Annotated in this window: 14 protein-coding genes, 1 pseudogene and 1 riboswitch; of the genes and pseudogenes, 4 read left to right on the top strand and 11 right to left on the bottom strand. The window is 71.5% G+C overall.

The annotated features are described in order from the left end of the window. Positions 1-4: 4 nt before the first annotated feature. Positions 5-197, bottom strand: a riboswitch (cyclic di-AMP (ydaO/yuaA leader). A 183-nt stretch (positions 198-380) separates the two neighbouring features. Both ACFWBT_RS05930 and ACFWBT_RS05925 read right to left on the bottom strand, forming a co-directional pair. Next, a complete protein-coding gene (locus ACFWBT_RS05930) occupies positions 381-1,349 on the bottom strand; it encodes a transglycosylase family protein (protein ID WP_385696415.1) in 969 nt (322 codons plus the stop codon). A gap of 248 nt (positions 1,350-1,597) precedes the next feature. Next, on the bottom strand, positions 1,598-2,992 hold the full coding sequence (locus tag ACFWBT_RS05925; RefSeq protein ID WP_385696412.1) for a cytochrome P450: 1,395 nt from the start codon (positions 2,990-2,992) through the stop codon (positions 1,598-1,600). A 47-nt stretch (positions 2,993-3,039) separates the two neighbouring features. Between ACFWBT_RS05925 and ACFWBT_RS05920 the strand changes: the two genes are divergently transcribed. Next, positions 3,040-4,251: a globin domain-containing protein gene (locus ACFWBT_RS05920; RefSeq protein ID WP_385696410.1), complete on the top strand. Its 1,212-nt coding sequence runs from the start codon at positions 3,040-3,042 to the stop codon at positions 4,249-4,251. Between the two features lie 64 nt (positions 4,252-4,315). On the opposite strand, the gene ACFWBT_RS05915 is transcribed toward ACFWBT_RS05920, so the two are convergent. From ACFWBT_RS05915 to ACFWBT_RS05890, 6 genes are all read right to left on the bottom strand, one after another. Further along, on the bottom strand, positions 4,316-5,341 hold the full coding sequence (locus ACFWBT_RS05915) for a nucleoside triphosphate pyrophosphohydrolase (RefSeq protein WP_385696499.1): 1,026 nt from the start codon (positions 5,339-5,341) through the stop codon (positions 4,316-4,318). A gap of 145 nt (positions 5,342-5,486) precedes the next feature. Then, on the bottom strand, positions 5,487-6,146 hold the full coding sequence (locus tag ACFWBT_RS05910; protein ID WP_385696407.1) for a SurA N-terminal domain-containing protein: 660 nt from the start codon (positions 6,144-6,146) through the stop codon (positions 5,487-5,489). A 137-nt stretch (positions 6,147-6,283) separates the two neighbouring features. Further along, complete coding sequence (locus ACFWBT_RS05905; protein WP_385696405.1) at positions 6,284-7,111, bottom strand: glycoside hydrolase domain-containing protein; 828 nt, start codon at positions 7,109-7,111, stop codon at positions 6,284-6,286. 247 nt (positions 7,112-7,358) lie between these two features. Then, positions 7,359-8,882 carry a protein kinase gene (locus ACFWBT_RS05900; RefSeq protein ID WP_385696401.1) on the bottom strand — a complete coding sequence of 508 codons (1,524 nt, stop codon included), beginning with the start codon at positions 8,880-8,882 and terminating at the stop codon, positions 7,359-7,361. Then, positions 8,879-9,469, bottom strand: a complete 591-nt coding sequence (locus tag ACFWBT_RS05895) for a hypothetical protein (RefSeq protein WP_385696399.1) — start codon at positions 9,467-9,469, stop codon at positions 8,879-8,881. Before ACFWBT_RS05895 ends, ACFWBT_RS05900 begins: the two co-directional genes overlap by 4 nt. Positions 9,470-9,631: 162 nt before the next feature. Further along, positions 9,632-11,662, bottom strand: coding sequence for an N-6 DNA methylase (locus tag ACFWBT_RS05890; protein WP_385696397.1), 2,031 nt, complete (start codon positions 11,660-11,662; stop codon positions 9,632-9,634). 364 nt (positions 11,663-12,026) lie between these two features. Between ACFWBT_RS05890 and ACFWBT_RS05885 the strand changes: the two genes are divergently transcribed. Both ACFWBT_RS05885 and ACFWBT_RS05880 read left to right on the top strand, forming a co-directional pair. Next, positions 12,027-12,719: a hypothetical protein gene (locus ACFWBT_RS05885; protein WP_385696394.1), complete on the top strand. Its 693-nt coding sequence runs from the start codon at positions 12,027-12,029 to the stop codon at positions 12,717-12,719. A gap of 71 nt (positions 12,720-12,790) precedes the next feature. Continuing rightward, positions 12,791-13,540: a hypothetical protein gene (locus ACFWBT_RS05880; RefSeq protein ID WP_385696391.1), complete on the top strand. Its 750-nt coding sequence runs from the start codon at positions 12,791-12,793 to the stop codon at positions 13,538-13,540. A 31-nt stretch (positions 13,541-13,571) separates the two neighbouring features. Here ACFWBT_RS05880 and ACFWBT_RS05875 read toward each other — a convergent pair. Together ACFWBT_RS05875 and ACFWBT_RS05870 are read right to left on the bottom strand one after the other, a co-directional pair. Further along, positions 13,572-13,721: pseudogene (locus ACFWBT_RS05875) on the bottom strand (N-acetyltransferase); the annotation flags it as partial. 152 nt (positions 13,722-13,873) lie between these two features. After that, a complete protein-coding gene (locus ACFWBT_RS05870) occupies positions 13,874-14,605 on the bottom strand; it encodes an HNH endonuclease family protein (protein ID WP_385696388.1) in 732 nt (243 codons plus the stop codon). Between the two features lie 162 nt (positions 14,606-14,767). Here ACFWBT_RS05870 and ACFWBT_RS05865 point away from each other — a divergent pair, with 162 nt between their 5' ends. After that, positions 14,768-14,959 (top strand): antitoxin, encoded by a 192-nt coding sequence (locus tag ACFWBT_RS05865; protein ID WP_385696385.1) that lies wholly within the window; start codon positions 14,768-14,770, stop codon positions 14,957-14,959. 440 nt (positions 14,960-15,399) lie between these two features. Here ACFWBT_RS05865 and ACFWBT_RS05860 read toward each other — a convergent pair whose 3' ends face one another. Further along, positions 15,400-16,326, bottom strand: a complete 927-nt coding sequence (locus tag ACFWBT_RS05860) for a hypothetical protein (protein WP_385696383.1) — start codon at positions 16,324-16,326, stop codon at positions 15,400-15,402. Positions 16,327-16,336: the final 10 nt, after the last annotated feature.

Below are 16,336 nucleotides of genomic sequence, written 5' to 3'. Positions count from 1 at the left end.
GGAGTGATCCCCTCACCGACGCCTGCGAGGTGAGCTGTCGGGTTCGGGCCGGTTGAGTTGCCCGGCCGCGTGTCTTCGGTCCCGTCTCCAGGACGTCCGACACGCGACTTAACCCCAAGCCGTTCCGGATGTCTCTCAACTCCCGGACGCGGCGCTTACCTTGGGTCCCCCGCTCCTGCCTACGGCGCATGACGCGACGACTGTTCCCGTACGGCCGCTGGCAGGATTCGGCGTTGTGACCGTCGGGGCCCGCTGTGGCGAGCGGTCACGACCGTAAGCAGTCGATCGGCGGAATTTCAAAGACGATCAGGGCTTCTGAGACCCATCTCTCACTCGCGCCAAACCGGACATTCCACAGCTAACCGTGACGTGAACTCCCGCTACTTTTCGACCGTTTCGGTAGCAACAGACAGGCTCTGACCGGGAACGATGAGGTCGGGATCGGCCCCGACCGTGTCCTCGTTCGCGACGTACAGGCCGCCCCATCCACCTTCGAGGTCAAGGGCGTCGGCGATGCTCCAGAGACTGTCCCCGTCGTCCACGACGTACGAGTCGTCCGTGGCGTCGCGCGAGTCGCTCGAGCCGCGCGAGGCGTGCCGCCCGGCGGCGCTGTCGGTGCGGTCGTCGGCCGCGCCGGCCGACGCGTCCTCGTCGGCACTGCCGCCACGGTGCCGCCCGGTGCTGGCGCTCGCGTCGTCGGAGGCATCCGAAGAAGCGCCGTCCTGACCCGACTTGTCCGACTTGTCGTCCTTGCCGGTCGCCTTGTCCGAGCTGCCGGAATCCTGCGAGGCGCTGGGCTTCGCGGTGTTGTCGGTCACGTCCGGGGAGTCGCCCGAATCAGCTGAACCGGACGGGATGGATGAAGGGGATGAGTTGGGCGTAGTCGACAATCCGGACGAAACGGAGCCGCTCGACTCGCTCCCGCCGGCCGACGAGTCGCCGGCCAGGCCCGTGTCGACACGCACGTCGCCCGAGTCCGCGCTCAGCCCGGAGAGCGGTCCGCAGGTCGGCCAGGCCGCGAGCCCCTGGTCGTCGAGCACCTTCTCGGCCACGGCTATCTGCTGCGAACGGCTGGCCTGGTCGGCTCTCGGGGCGTATTCGAGACCGCCGTACGCCTCCCAGTCGTCCTGGGTCAGCTGTAGCCCGCCGTAGTACCCGTTGCTGTTGTCGGCGCTCCACGCGCCGCCGCTCTCGCACTGTGCCACCCGGTCCCAGGTGGTTCCGTCGGCCGCGCTCGCACTCGTCGCGGCGAGCAACGGGATGGCGATCGCCGATCCGGTCACCCCTGCGGCGACGATGAGGGCCGGGGCCTGACGGGGGCGACGGTGACGGCCGTTCCCGGAGAGCATGCGGAAGCCTTTCGCGTGACAGCAGGTGACAACGGGCCTCCTGCGAAGTAAGAAGCGCAGGTGCCGCGTTGATGGGTGAACGTAGCCGGAGTCGAACGCTTGTCACAAGTCGATGCAGTACAGATCACGTGAAGATCACAGATTTGATGGATCATCATGTTCCGGTAGCCGGAAGGGTGCTCTTTCCGGTATTCGGAAGAACCCCCTCGACAGGGGTGGCGAAGGGTCACCGATGGACCGATCAAGGGCTATTTGACCGGGGTGAACTCCACCGGAAGCGTGCGCAATCCGCGCATAATGAGCCCTCCACGCCAACGCAAATCAGCCGGATCTCCCGCAAGTCGGAGGTCGGGGAGGCGGGTGAGGAGCGTGCCGAGCGCGGTCTGCCCCTCCAGACGGGCCAGCGGCGCGCCCAGGCAGTAGTGGATGCCGTGGCCGTAGCCCACGTGCTGATTGTCACGCCGTGCGAGATCGAGCGTGTCCGGCCGCTCGAACCGCTCGGGGTCGCGGTCCGCGGCGGCGAGGACCACGAGCACGGGATCGCCGGCCGCGATGTCCTGCCCGCCGATCCGCACGTCCTCGGTCGCGAACCGCCAGGTGGCCAGCTCCACGGGCCCGTCGTAGCGCAGGAGTTCCTCGACGCCCGTCTCGAGCAGTCCGCTCTCCCCGGCCGCGAGGGAGGCCTGGAGACGGGCCCGCTGCTCGGGGTGGGTGAGGAGGGCGTGCATCCCGTTCCCGATGAGATTGACCGTGGTCTCGAAACCGGCGAAGAGCAGGATGAAGGCCATCGCGGCGGCCTCGTTCTCGCTCAGGTGCTCGCCGTGGTCGGAGGCGCGGATGAGTCCGGAGATGAGGTCCTCGCCGGGTCCGGGCACATCGGACAGCGCCTCGCGCTTGCGGTGGATGAGCTCGGCGAGATAGCCGCGCATCTTCTTGACGGACCGGGCGACCCCGCCCCGCGGCCCGCCGCCGTGCCGGATCATCATCCCCGCCCAGTCCCGGAAGTCGTCCTGGTCCTCGCGGGGGACGCCCAGCATGTCGCAGATGGCGTAGATGGGGAGCGGGAAGGCGAACTCGTGGATGAGGTCGGCCGAGCCCCTGGCCGCGAACTGGTCGATGAGCTGATCCGTCAACTCCTGCACCCGTGGGGTGAATTCGGCGACACGCCGGGGGGTGAAGGCCTTGCTGACGAGCCGCCGCAACCGGGTGTGGTCCGGCGGATCGATGTTCAGCAGATGCGTCATCAGCTCGGCCTTGCGCTCCCCCGGAATCCCGGTCCTGCCCTTCGCGTGCGCGGGTTCGTCGTGATGCGCGGGATTCTTGGACAGCCGCTGGTCGGCGAGCGTCTGCTTGGCGTCGGCGTACCGCGTGACGAGCCAGGCCTCCACTCCGCTGGGCAGCCGGGTGCGGTGCACCGGCGCGTGCTCCCTGAGCCAGGCGTAGGCCGGGTAGGGATCGGTGGCGAACTCCCAGGTGAAGAGTTCGGGGGCGGCGCTGGCGGGGGATTCGTGCTCGGTCACCCCTCGACGGTATCCGCAGGACGCGGGGACGCCCGGGCCGACCGGCGATCGGGGCGGTACCGGGGAGGCCCGGCGGCGACGGCGAGTCCCCCCTGCCCTTTTCACCCCAGGCTGTCCAGACATGGCCGACTGTTTGACTCGGCCGCTCGGCACCTCCCTACATTCACGCAGTGGACCCCGAAATACTCAGATCCAGCTTCGCGGTCGTGGAACGACGGGCCGAGTTCGCGGTCAAGTACTTCTACTCGCATCTGTTCCGCCACAACCCCGAGCTCCGCGGGCTGTTCCCGGCGGACCTCCCGCAGGACATGGAGCGGCAGCGGGACCGGCTCTTCGCGGCGCTCACGTTCGTCATGGACGGGCTGGAGGATCCGGAACTGCCCCGGTACCTGAGGGATCTCGGGCGGGACCACCGGAAGTACCTGGCGCAGCCGGACCACTACGCGGCCGTGGGGGCGAGCCTGATCGCCGCGTTCGCCTTCGTCGCGGGCTCCGCCTGGAGCTCCGAGGCCGAGAAGGCCTGGGCCGAGGCGTACGAGGCGATCACCCATCTCATGCTGCAGGGCGCCTGGGAGGCCCAGCACCACGGCGAGCCCCGCTGGTGGGACGCGGAGGTCGTCGCCCGCACCCGGCACGGCGACGACCTCGTCGTCCTCACCCTGCGGCCACGGCAGCGGCTCACCTACTCCCCCGGTCAGTACGTCAGCGTCAACACGCCCCAACTGCCGTGCGTCTGGCGCCCCTACTCCCTCGCCAACGCGCCCCGCGCCGACCGCACCGTCGACCTGCACATCAGCCGCGTCGAGGACGGGGTGCTCTCCACCGCGCTCGTCCGGCAGACCCGCGTGGGCGACGTACTGCGGCTGGGCGCGCCCGGCGGCGGCCTCACCCTGCGGACACCGGCCGACCGGCCCCTGACCCTCATCGCGGCCGGCACGGGCTGGGCCCCGGTGAAGGCCCTGCTGGAACAGCTCGACCCAGCCCACGAGGCCCGCCTGTTCCTCGTCGCTCGCGACATCGCGTACCTCTACGACCGGCCCGCCGTCGAACGCCTGCGGGCCCGGCTCCCCCAGCTCGCCGTCACCTTCATCACGCCCGCGCCCGGCCGCCCCAAGGAACAGGCGACGGAACGGCTGCTCACCGCGCTGGGCAACCGGGCCGGCTGGACCCGGCACGACGTCTACATCGCCGGTCCGCCCGATCTCGTCGAGGAGGTCGGCGAGGCCCTTCCCGCCCTCGGCGCACCGGCCGACCGTGTCTTCCACGACCTGCTGCCGCCGACCGGAGAGACCCGGCCCCGCCCGCTGGGCGCGGCGGAGTGGCTGCTCGACCGCCCCGTGCCGAACTGGCACAACCCGGCGGACCGCGCCACGGGGGCGTGACTCCGGCCGCCGTCAGTCCTCCCCTGCGCCTCCCCCTCCTTCACCCCTCCCCCTTCTTCGCCCCTCACCCTGCCTCGTCCGGATCCCCGTCCTGATCCCCGTCCTGATCCCTGTGCTGATCCCGGTCCGTCCCCACGAAGCCCTCCGCCACGCGGATCGCGTCCCGGTACGCCCGGGCCGCCGCCCGCAGCGCCGCCTCCGGGTCCACGCCCTCGGCCTCGGCGTGCGCGGCCATCGCCAGCAGCTCGTACCCCACGCCCTCCCCGGCGGGCAGCGGGACCCCGAGTCCCGCCGTCCGCACCCGGGACGACAACTTGGCCGACAGGGCCAGGCCGGGCTGACCCAGCGGGACGCCCTCGGTGACCGAAGTGCGCCGCTTCTCCTCGGCCTTGGTGCGCAGCCAGTGCGCCTTGACCTCCTCGGGCGTCGTGGCCGTCTCGTCGCCGAAGACATGGGGGTGGCGGTGGATCAGCTTGGCGACGATGCCGCCGGCCACGTCGTCGATCGAGAAGGGGCCCTCCTCGTCGTCCTCGGCGATCCGGGAGTGGAACACGACCTGGAGCAGGACGTCACCGAGCTCTTCGCGCAGCTCGTCCCGGTCGCCCTCCTCGATGGCCTCGACGAGTTCGTACGCCTCCTCGATGCCGTACTTCGCCAGGCCCTTGTGGGTCTGCTGGGACGACCAGGGGCACTCGGCACGGATGCGGTCCATCACCTGGACGAGGTCGAGCAGGCGGGCGCCCGGCAGGTCGTACGAGGCGGGGAGCAGCTCCAGGTCCGGCATCTGTACGCGGCCGGAGCCCGCCAGCCGGGCCAGGCCGTCGGTGAGGCGGGGCTCGCCCTCACCGGTGGCCACGACGACCAGCGAACGACCGCCGGCGCACGCGTCGACCAGATCCTCCGCGGTCGGGGACTCCTCGTCGACGGTGATACCGGCCTCGCGCAGATACGGCACCTGCGGGTGCGCGCCGTCCGCGCACAGGACCCGGTCGGCGCCGTGCAGCGCCTGCCAGGCGGGCCAGGACAACAGCCCGGGCGCGACTCGGTGGCTGGTGGTGAGCAGGACGATACGGCCGGGGCCGGGGCCCACGACGGTCGCGTCGGCAGCGGTCCGCTCGTCGCCGTCGAAGCTGCTGGATGCGTTCACCCCTCGAACGTAACCCACACCGCCGACAGCCCCCGAAGCCGTCCACAGGCCCGGGGGCACCGTCGGTCGGCCGACGGCCCGGAGACGGTCAGGCCGGCTGCTGGGTCCCCGTCGCCGTGACCTCCCGCAGCCACGGCGTCTTCGCGTCGACGCGGCTGCTCTTCTGGACGTCCCAGGTGCCGTAACGCGGGTTCAGGTCGACGTCGAGCTGCTTGGAGGCGGCGGACATCGCCTTCCAGAAGGCGGCCTTGCCGTCGGTGGTGTTCATGTCGACACCGAGCGCGGAGGCCAGCTTCCGGGCCTCGATCTCGGTACGCAGGCTGTCGTCGAGACGCTGCGGCGCCACGCCGTAGTTCGTCAGCCAGGCCGTCTCCAGCGCTTCCGAGCCGCCCGCCTGCTGTTCGAGGGCCGCACGCATCTGCTGGGAGTCCTTGCGGGTCACGCTCACCCCGGCGTTCTTCGCCGCCCGGTCCAGCACCCGGTCCAGGACCATGCCGTGCAGGGTGTCGCGGGTGAGGGTGCCGGTGTTGGCGATGACCTGCTCGTACTGGGCGTCGTCCTTGCTGGCGGCCCGCTGCGCCGAGCGCACCTCGTTCACCCGGCTCTCCAGCTGCGCGACGGTGATCCGTCGGCCGTCGACGACGGCCGCGGCGCCCGGATGGGCCTCACTGCCACAGCCGGTGAGGAGAGGGGCCGCCGCGACGATCGCGGCGGAGAGAACGAGCGCGGTGCGACGGCGGCGGTGCAAGGAAGCCTCCCGAGGAGATTGTGCGGCGGTGCACAAAGTCTTGCGGTGATCGATGGTAGGCAGTGGCCCGCCTCTCGGCCAGCCATTCGACCAACGATTCGCGACGACTTCGGGCACCGCCGCACGTCACATCGTCCTCAGCCCGTGATCGCCACGGGCGCGTCCCACGCGTCCCGGTCCACGGTGATCGTGTAACCGCCGCGGGACTCCTTGCTGTTGACCATGTACTGGTGGGCGCGGCTGTGGCCGGTGAACTGGGTGGCGCCCCACGGCCAGTCGGTGGTCGTGGTGTTCTTCTTGTCCCACAGCGCGTACCAGAGGTTGCCCGGCAGATCCGTCTTGTCGGTCGCGGTCGCGACGGCCTTGGCGCTGGAGCTGGTGAAGCCGTAGTAGCCGGTGCGGTACGTCTTGGCGTGCAGGGTCTTGTCGAAGGCGCGCACATACGTCAGCACGGCGTCGTTGCACGCCTTGTTCGTGACGTCGTACGACTCCATGTCGAGGTAGATCGGGCTGCCGGCCTTCATGCCGAGGGCGGAGGCCTTGGCGACCGCGTCCGCGCCGTCGGTCGCGCCCAGGGACGCGGCGGTCGCGGCGGTGAGCTTCTCGGGGCTGCTCCCGGTCTGGCAGGACGGCTGGGCGCCGACGTACAGCGGGATCAGCTTCCAGCCCACCGTGCTGACCGACTTCACCCAGGACGCGGTCAGGTTGGGCTGGCCGCACCCGCGGTTCTTGCCGCCGATGTACACGGCGGCCGCTCCGTAGAAGCCGGTGTGCCAGGCCTTCATCGCGTTCAGCGAGGGCGCGGCGCAGGTGTCGAAGGCGCGGCCCGTGAAGGTCTTCTGCGCGGGCCACGTGGTCGCGGCCATCGAGTTCTGCGCGGCCATTCCCGCTCCGGCGACCACAGCGGCGCCCGCCGCGGCCCATGCCGCGTATCTGCGCTTCTTGGAATGCCGATGGCTGGACATGAAAATCCCCACCCCATGGTTCATGTGTCGGGTGCGCTGGTCACGCGGGCGTGCGGCGCACGTCGAGTGGGCGCCGCGCGCGTGCGGCGCACGAAAGCGGATCGCACCGTACCGAGCGCGCCGCCCCCGTTCGGGAAACAGCGCACCTTGATCATCACAAGCTTCGGCCAAGCCGGCGCAAAGCTTTCGAGGCTTGATCGGCGTGAAGCGCCCGGAGCCTGGCGCCTCACCTGCCCGCGCCCGGAGCCTAGCCCCTCACCTGGCCGAGCCACTGGAGGGTCCGCCGGATCTCCGCCGCCATGGGGTACCCGGGGCCGCGCAGCCGTTCCACGTCGTGCAGGAGTCTGGCCAGCGTGTCGTGGGCGGCGCCGCGGTCACCGAGGGCGAGCAGCAAGTGGCCCATCCTGCGGCGGACTTCGAGGGAGATCTCCGGGTCTCCGGCGACGTACTGGTTCTCGTAGTACGGCAGCAGGGCGCGGTACTCGGCCAGCGCGGCGGCGGGTTCGCCGAGCTGTTCCAGGCACTGGGCCGCGTCGTAGCGGAAGCGCAGGGACTGCGGGTCGGCCTGGCTCGCCTCGGCGGCGCGCTCGTCGGCGAGACGGCGCAGTTCGGGCAGCGCGCGGCGGTACTGCCCGTCGTCCATGAGCGTGGCCGCGTACTGCTTGCGCAGGGTGCGCACCACGGGCGAGTGCTCCCCGTGCTCGGCGGCGGCCGCCGGGAGGATCGAACCGAGGATGTCCACGGCCTGCGTGATGCGGCCCTCGCCCAGCAGCCGCTTGACCTCGTCGACGGCGCCCGCGACATCGGGCTTCTCCACCACGGGCGCGGCCTGCGGCTGGGGCGCCGGGGTGCGCGCCCGGTCCGGCCACGGCGCGTGCGGGCGCAGGAAGGGGCGCGTGGGGTCCAGCGGGGCACCCGTGGGCATGCCGCGGGCCGGCAGCAGCGGGAGCAGTTGCTCGTACGTCTCCTGCGCGGACGCCGGCCGGTGCTGCGGGTCCTTGGAGAGCAGGCGCAGCACGAGGTCCTCCAGCGCGGGAGGCACCTCGGAGCGCAGCCGGCGCACCGGGAGCGGCGGCTCGTACAGGTGCCGGTGCAGCACGCCGAGCGCGGTCGAACCGGAGAACGGCACGTCACCGCTGAGGAGTTCGTGCAGCAGCACACCGAGCGCGTACAGGTCGGTGTACGGGCCGACCGCGCCGCCCATCGCCTGCTCGGGGGCCATGTAGGCGGGGCTGCCGATGGGTGAGCCGGTGTGGGTGAGCCGCGTGGTGTCGGTGTCCATGACGGAGGCGACGCCCAGGTCGAGGACGGTGACCGTGCCGTCCTGCTTGACCATCACGTTCCGCGGCTTGAGGTCGCGGTGCACGATCGGGACGGCGTGCACCGCGCTCAGCACGGCGCACAGTTGGGCCGCGACCGCGACGGCCCACTGCCAGGGATACGGGTCGTGCTCGGCGAGATGGTCGGAGAGGTCCGCCCCGTCCACGTACTGCATGACGAGGAACAGTTCCTCGCCCACGCTGCCCGCGTCGTGGACGGTGACCAGACCGGGGTGGTCGACCTGCGCGGTCACCCTGCACTCCCGCACGAAGCGGCGGCGCAGCTCGTCCGCCTCCTGGCCCGCGACCTTGTCGGGACGCAGCAGCTTGACCGCGACCCGCCGGTCCAGGCGCTGGTCGTAGGCGGTCCAGACCTGGCCCATGCCGCCCTGCCCGATGAGCGTGGACAGTTCGTAGCGGTCCGCGATCACACGGCTCGTCGCCACACTCATCTGCCGTCCCTGCCGTCTTCGTGCTGACCGTCGCGCTTACGGAGATAGTCACTGAGTTCGTCGAGCTCGGCACGCACCTGGTCGATCCGCGCGGGCGCGGGCCGCTGCGGCGGAGGCGGCATCACGGGGACCTGCTGCACGGGCGCCACCGGCTGCTGAGGGACCGGGGTCGCGTACGGGGACGCGGGCTGCGGGTACCCGTAGCGCTCGGCCGGGTGGGCGGTCTGCGGATAGACGAACGGGCTCGGCCGGCTGTAGTGGCGGATGTCCGCGAACAGGAAGTAGCCCGTGCAGGCGGCGGCGTTCAACAGCAGGATGATCATTCCGACGTTGCCGTTCGGGCTGCTGAAGTCCTCGGTGTGGTCGGTGCTGAGGTAGCCGAAGCTGATCCCCATGGCCGCGAGCGAACCCACGAAGATCCACCAGTCGGCGGCCTTGCGGGTCACGAGCGCGACGCGCAGCGTGGCGACCCACGCCAGGAAGCCGATGCTCAGGAGCGGCACCGCCGCGAAGATCACGCGCAACACGACGAGCACCCCGGTCGAGGGTCGCTTCGGCGGAGGCGGCGCGTAGCCGTGGCCGTGCATGACTGCTCCTGGAGGCCTGATGGGGACGGACGTACGAGTTGGGAGTCCGAGCGTATAGGCCGACGAGGACAACCGGTCCCGGGTTGTACCGAACCGTTGTCGTGCTGATCGCTCCGCGTGCCCCGGCGGGCTCCGGGAGCCCCCGCGGGAACTCCCGTTCCGTCAGCCAGGTGTGACCGTCCCGTCCGTCAGACCGTCGTACATCCCCCGCACGAGCTGCTCCCCGAGCCGCCCCGCGCGCCGCAGCGCGTCCTCGAACTCGGCGAGCGCGCGGAAGCGTTCCCCGTAGCGGCGCTGGTCGTCCAGCGCGAGCCGGGGCACTTGCAGGCGCCGCACGTCGAGCCGGGTGGCGGTGGACGCGTAGCTGCTGGCCTGCCGGTTGTTCGCGGTACCCCGCAGGAAGCCCGCGAGGAACCACGGGTCCAGGGAGGCCTGATCGGGGCGCAGGAGCGTGAGATTGCGCCCCAGGACGGCGCCCGCCGTGTCCTCGTCGACCACGCGCGCCATGGAACCGCCGCCCAGCACGGGGACCACCACGTCGCCCGTCTCGACGAGGACGGCTTCCTCCTCCCCCTCGGGAAGGCTTCCGGACGGCGCGGTTCCGGCGAGCACGTCGTGGTCGGTGAGCACCGCCGCGCGCCCGGGGGCGCTGTTTCCGCCCGTGCGCAGCAAGAGGGCTCCCCCACGCGCGAGTTCACCGACGGTGATCAGCGGCCAGCGCACGGGGGGCATGCGCTGCGCCTCGGCGGGCGTGAGATCGGCGGTGAGGCGCAAGGTGTCGCCGAGATGCTCCCGCACGCTCGCGAGCCGCTCGGTGCCGCCTCCGGCGGCGGCCGGCGGAAGATGGCGCGCGGGTGCCAGGTCGACGTCGTCGTCGAGGAGCTCGATGACCGGAACCGAACGGCTGAAGCCCGGCCGCTCCGGCGCGGTGCCGCTCCGCTCGAAGGGCCGCCACGCGTCGAGCACCGCGCCGCGAACGGCCGCCCAGTCGAGGCCGCCGCGGCCCTCCCCGGCCGACGCGCCGCTGTCGACGACGAGCAGCTCGGGCTGCGCGGGCGCCTTCTCGGGGCGGCGCAGCACCCAGATGTGCAGCGGGATGTTGTACGGGGGCGCCGCGCCGACCGGCAGGGCGATCACGGCGCGCAGGGCACCGCGGCGCAGCAGGTCGGCGCGGATACGGCGGCCCGAGCGGCGCGAGGCGGCGGCCGGCGGCATGAGGACGGCGGCGGCGCCGCCGTCCCTGAGGTGGGCCAGCGCGTGCTGCACCCAGGCCAGTTCGGACTCGGTACGGGCCGGGAAGCCGTACTCCCAGCGGGCGTCGTAGGCGAGCTCGTCGTGCCCCCAGTTGCGCTCGTTGAACGGCGGGTGGCACAGGACGACGTCGGCCTTGAGCACGGGGTGCGCGTCCGCGCGGAGGCTGTCGCCGGCGGCGGTGCGGACGGCGGCCTTCCCCTGGAGCGCGAGCCGCAGCCCGGAGAGCGCCGCGAGCTCGGGCGCGCTGTCCTGGCCGTAGAGCTCCTGGTCCGGCCGGGGCGCCACGGCGCGCAGGAGCGCACCGGTACCGCACGCCGGATCGAGTGCCGTGCGCGCCGGTCCGACGAGCTCGGCCATCAGCGCGGCGAGGTCGCCCGGCGTCAGCGTGTACTGGCGCGGGTTGGCGTCGAGGTGGCGCCCGAGCAGGAACTCGTACGTCTGCCGGGCGCCCAACTCCGCGGCGAGCTCGGCGGCCCCGCGCAGCAGCGGGGCGGAGGTGAGCAGCGCGGGGCCGGCCGGTGTGTTCACAGCACGCTCGCGCGGCGCGCCGAAGCGCGGGGTGATCACCTGGTCGAGGGCGGCGGGCAGCAGGGCGGCGAGCCGTTCGTCGGAGCCCGCGCTCAGCTCCAGCCAGTCGGTGGGGCGGTCGTGGATGAGCAGGAGCACGCATCCGGCGTGGACGAGTGCGGTGACCGGGCCTCCCGGGTGGCCGGCGAGCTGCTGCCAGACGCGTTCGCGCAGCGGGACCTCGGCGAGTTTGCCCTGGTCGCGCAGCCAGGCCTCGACTTCGGCGAGCGCGAAGGAGGGGCTGGTCTCGGTGCCGCCGACCGGTTTGGGGAAGTCGGCGTGCCGGCGGCGCCAGTTGCTGACGGCCGCGCGGCCGACTCCGGCGAGCCGCGCGATTCCGGCGGCGGTCACCTCTGTCGCGTTGTGCTGCACCCGCCCGGCTCCCCTCGTTCTGGTCGGCGACCCCCGTGGGCCCTTGTGGCACACCTGCGGCCCGAGCCACCCGTTCCCGCTGCGGCGTCCGGGCGTTCATGGCACCCGTGGCGCCGGGCCGGGCCCGCACGCACCACACGGCTCGTGACGCCCGTGGCCCACCGTCCCGGTCTGTGACGCCGAGCATACCGACGAATGCAAGATCTACCCCTTCACGCACGTGTACACATCCTTCCTCTCGCATCGTGTTGACTCGGTTCACACGCTCTGCTGTTATTGACCCATCGAACGGGCAAGTCGCCGGAACGAACCGGTCGCCGTGCGTGTTCACGCAATCTGTTCACAGCCAGGGGAGGGCACAGTCATGGGCATCAAGGTCAAGCTGGGGCTGGGGGCCGTGGTCGGCATCGTCGTCATCGGGGCCGTGTCGGCGAACGGGGGCAACAACGGAGACAGCGGTTCCGGCGACACCGGCAAGGACACCTCCGCCGCCCGGCACGAGTCCGGCAAGAAGGCGGACACGAAGAAGAGCGGCACGGCGGACAAGGCCGCGAAGAAGGTCGCCTTCGAGGGGGACGGCGACTTCCAGGTCGGCAGCGACATCAAGCCCGGCACCTACCGGACCACGGGCAACACCGACGGCATGTGTTACTGGGCGCGCGCCAAGGACGCCTCGGGCGAGATGAACTCCCTGATCGCCAACGACAACGTCAGCGGCACCAGTTACGTGACCGTCAAGGCGAGCGACAAGCTCTTCCAGACCAAGGACTGCGAGGACTGGGAGGCCGTCGACGCGAAGGCGTCCGGATCGCCCGCCACGCGGATGAAGGGCGACGGCGGCATGTACAGAGTCGGCGCGGACATCGCCCCCGGCACCTACAAGTCCAACGGCAACGCCGACGACTCCTGCTACTGGGAGCGCGACAAGGACGCCTCGCACTCCATGAACTCCATCGTGGCCAACAACAACGTGTCCGGCACCGCCGTCGTCACCATCGGCGCCGGCGACGCCTACTTCAAGACGGCGGGCTGCGGGGACTGGAAGAAGACGGGCTGACGCCGTACCGCCACCCCGGAAACCGCTCCCCCCACCCTCTCCACCACCCGACACCACGCCAAGGAACTCTCATGCGTCGCACCGCACTTGCCGCTCTCTGCCTCGCCGCCGCGGCCACCGCGGGCCTCACCGGCTGCCTGCCCGGCGAGACCAAAGCGGACAGCAAGCCGAAGGGACCGTTCGCCGGACTGTCCGGAGGCGAGATCGCCGACCGGGCCGTGAAGGCCACCACGGGTGCCACCTCGCTCCGGATGAAGGGCGACGTACCCGAAGACGAGGACGGCGGCACCATCCGGATCGACATGGCACTCGACAAGAAGGGCGAGTGCGCCGGAACGATGAACATGAAGGGCCAGGGCAAGGCCGACCTCATCAAGACCGGCGACACCGTCTACATGAAGTACGACGAGGCGTTCCTGCGCGCCCAGGCCGGGAGCGACTCCAAGGCCGAGACGGACGGGGTCGTGGACATGCTGGCCGGCAAGTGGACCAAGATGTCCGCGACCGGTTCCGACGCCAAGGACATCGCGGGCTTCTGCGACCTCGACTCCGTGCTCGCCGAGGCGGGGGACGTGAACTCCGATGCCACCCGCGGCAGGACGACCACCGTCGACGGGACCCCGGCGATCGTCCTGCACGAGAAGGACGGCAAGGACCGGTACACCCTGTACGTCGCCACCCGGGGCAAGCCCTACCTGCTGCGGGTCGACAGCACCTCCGCCAAGGACCCGGGCACGATCACCTTCAGCGAGTACGACAAGCCGGTCGCCGCCGACAAGCCCGCCGGGCGGATCCTCGACCTGGACAAGCTGGGCAGCTGACGACCCGCCGTTCACCGCCGCCGCGTCGAGCTCAGACGGAGTGCCGCACCCACACGTTGGGCTCGACGTACACGGCATAGCCGCGGCCCGGTTCGCAGTGCACCGGCACCAGCGCGCCGGGCACCTCGACCAGACCCTCCGTGTCGAAGGGCAGCCCGGTCCAGTCGCGCCACTCCTCCAGCGACGGGGGCAGGACGAGCTCGGCCTCGGCGCCCCACCGGTTCACAGCGGCTCGCGCACCCCGCCCGGATCACGTCACACGCATCCCGCCCGGATCACGTCACACGCATCCCGCCCGGATCACGCCACACGTCAACGCGTATCCCTTTACGCCTAGTTCGCGTGGAACCTCTTCGGTGCGGCCGTCGCGTTTCCGCCCGAGGGGAGCTTCTGGCCCGGGCAGCCGGCCAGCACCTTCTTCATGGCCGCCTTCTCGGCACCGGTGACCCACAGCCCGTACTTCTTCTTCACGGCCACCTGCGCGGCGACATACGTGCAGCGGTACGACTTGTTGGGCGGGAGCCAGGTCGCCGTGTCGCCGTCGCCCTTGCTGCGGTTGGCGCTGGCGCCGACGGCACGGAGGTTGAGCGGGTCGTTGGCCAGGGCGATCCGCTTGCTCGCGTCCCAGTACTTGGCGCCCTTCTGCCAGGCGTCCGAGAGCGCGACGAGGTGGTCGATGTCGACCAGGCTGCGCCCGCGGGTGAAGGTGACGTCCTTACCGCCGTACGGATCCGGTTCGAGGACCCCGCGGGACACCCTGCACATCCCGTCGCTGAACTTCACTTCCTTCAGGTCCCGCTTGAGGATGTCGTCGCGGGTGTCGCAGTGGTTCGAGTCGGTGTCGGCCCACGCCGTGCCGAACCGCTCCCTGCTGTACCCGGTCTTGGGCGCGCGCCCCTTGACGGCCAGTGAGTCCACGGCGGTGAGCGCGGCGCCACCACCGCCGGCCGCCGTCTCCTCCGGTCCCGCGGAACCGATCGCATCCTTCTTGCAGCCGCTGACCCCGGCCCCGATGACGACCAGCACCACCGCGGCAGCAGCCGCCCCACCCCTCAGACGCGCCACGACGCCCCTCCCCTTCGCCTCCCCGGATCCGCCCCGCTCGGGCGTGTTTCCCGTCTGCCCAAGGTAGCGGCCGCCATTCCTCGGCCCTACCAGGCATCGATGGGCAATCGGCGCATGCCGGGCGTATCGTCGGTCGTGAGTCACCCCCGGAAGGAGCTCTGGATGGGCATCTTCGACAGGTTCAAGAGCAGCCGGGCGGCACAGGACAAGGCAGGAGACATGTCCGACGCCGCAGAGAAGCAGGTCAACAAGAAGACCGGCGACAAACACACGGACAAGGTCGACGGCGCGCAACAGAAGGCCGAAGGCGCGATGGGCATGGACCGCAACCGTGACCGGCCCGGACAGCCATAGCCGGAGCGATCCGAGAACACACACCCATCGGCCCACCGTCGGCCGCCGCGCACCGCACCCCGAAGTGCCGCGTGCAGGCGCTGAGCCACTACTCGGAACCGAGGCGGCAGGTCGGCTCGCCCGACAGGTCCGCCGACCGGCCGAGGAAGCCGATCAGTGGCGGCGAGCGCGGTGCGGTTGGTGCGACCAGTACGTCCACTCCCGGTAAGTCCACTTCAGCCCCATCACGGCGCCTCGCCGGGTGGGGCCGGAGTCGTTACGCCTCAGCGGGCCGGGGGCGTTGCACTCACGGGGTGAGACCGGAAGTCGTCGCACTCCTACCGGGGCCGCCACCGCCCCCTCGCCGGGCAGGCCGGGGGCATCGGGCTGCTCCGACCTTACCGCCCCGCTCCTTCCCGACCGCCGCCGCTGCCCCGCCGCCAGACCCCGCCGATCGGCCGTCAGACCTTGCCGATCCCCAGCGTCGTCTCCGACGGCAGCAGTCCCGAGCCCAGCACCGCGACCCAGAACTCGCCGAGCAGATCGGCGAGGCGGGCGACGGCGTCCGCGCCGAGCGACTGCCATGGGGCGGAGGCGAGTTGGTCGGTGTGCTGCTCGACCTGGCGGCGCAGCTCACGGCCGGCGTCCGTGGCGATGCCGTCCTCGTCCACCAGGCCACGGGCGATCAGACGGTCCCTCCCCGCTCCCCACTCCTCGGGGCTCCAGCCGCGGCTCTCGAAACGCTCCACGGAGGCCGCCCCTATCGCCGCGAAAGAGACCAGGGACTCGACCGGGTCCAGCCCGGCGACCAGCAGGGCCGCGAGGTGGCCGTCGCCGCGGTGTTCACGCAGGATCGTCGCCGCATGCCACAGCTGGAGGTGCGGGGCCTCGGGCCACGCCACGTCCACGTTCGCGGCGGCGAGTTGGCGCCCCGCCGTGTTCACGGCCTCGGCCGCGCGGCGGGCCAGCGCGGCGGCCTCGGCGAGCTCGGGGCTGGTGACGCGGTCGCCGAATATCGCGCGGTACGCCCGGTCGACGGCCCGCTCGCGCGCCGCGAGCACCTGACCCGGACTCGCCTTCTCCCATGCCGACTTGATGTGCTCGTCAACCATGCGCGGGCTGAAGCTGTAGAAGGCGGACGCCACCCGCCCACCGCCGACGGCCCCCAACGGCGCCGCGCGGTACGGGAAGTAGCTGGGCCAGCGCTCCTCGATCCCGTAGCCGAGCGCCGCCGCCTCCTCGAAGGCCTCCGGCGCGTAATACAGCACGGCGTGCAGGGGCTCCAGCAGATGCCAGAGCTGGCGCACCCGGCCGAGCTCGACGCCCGCACCCTCCTCCGCCGCGCTCGCGCCGCCGGCCCCGCTTGTCTCGCTGACGTTCCCCGACATGACTCCACCC

It is taken from the genome of Streptomyces sp. NPDC060027 (assembly GCF_042737005.1).
Lineage (GTDB): Bacteria > Actinomycetota > Actinomycetes > Streptomycetales > Streptomycetaceae > Streptomyces.
Note: the sequence above shows the minus strand (reverse complement) of the source record. Positions and strands in the feature narration are given on the sequence as shown.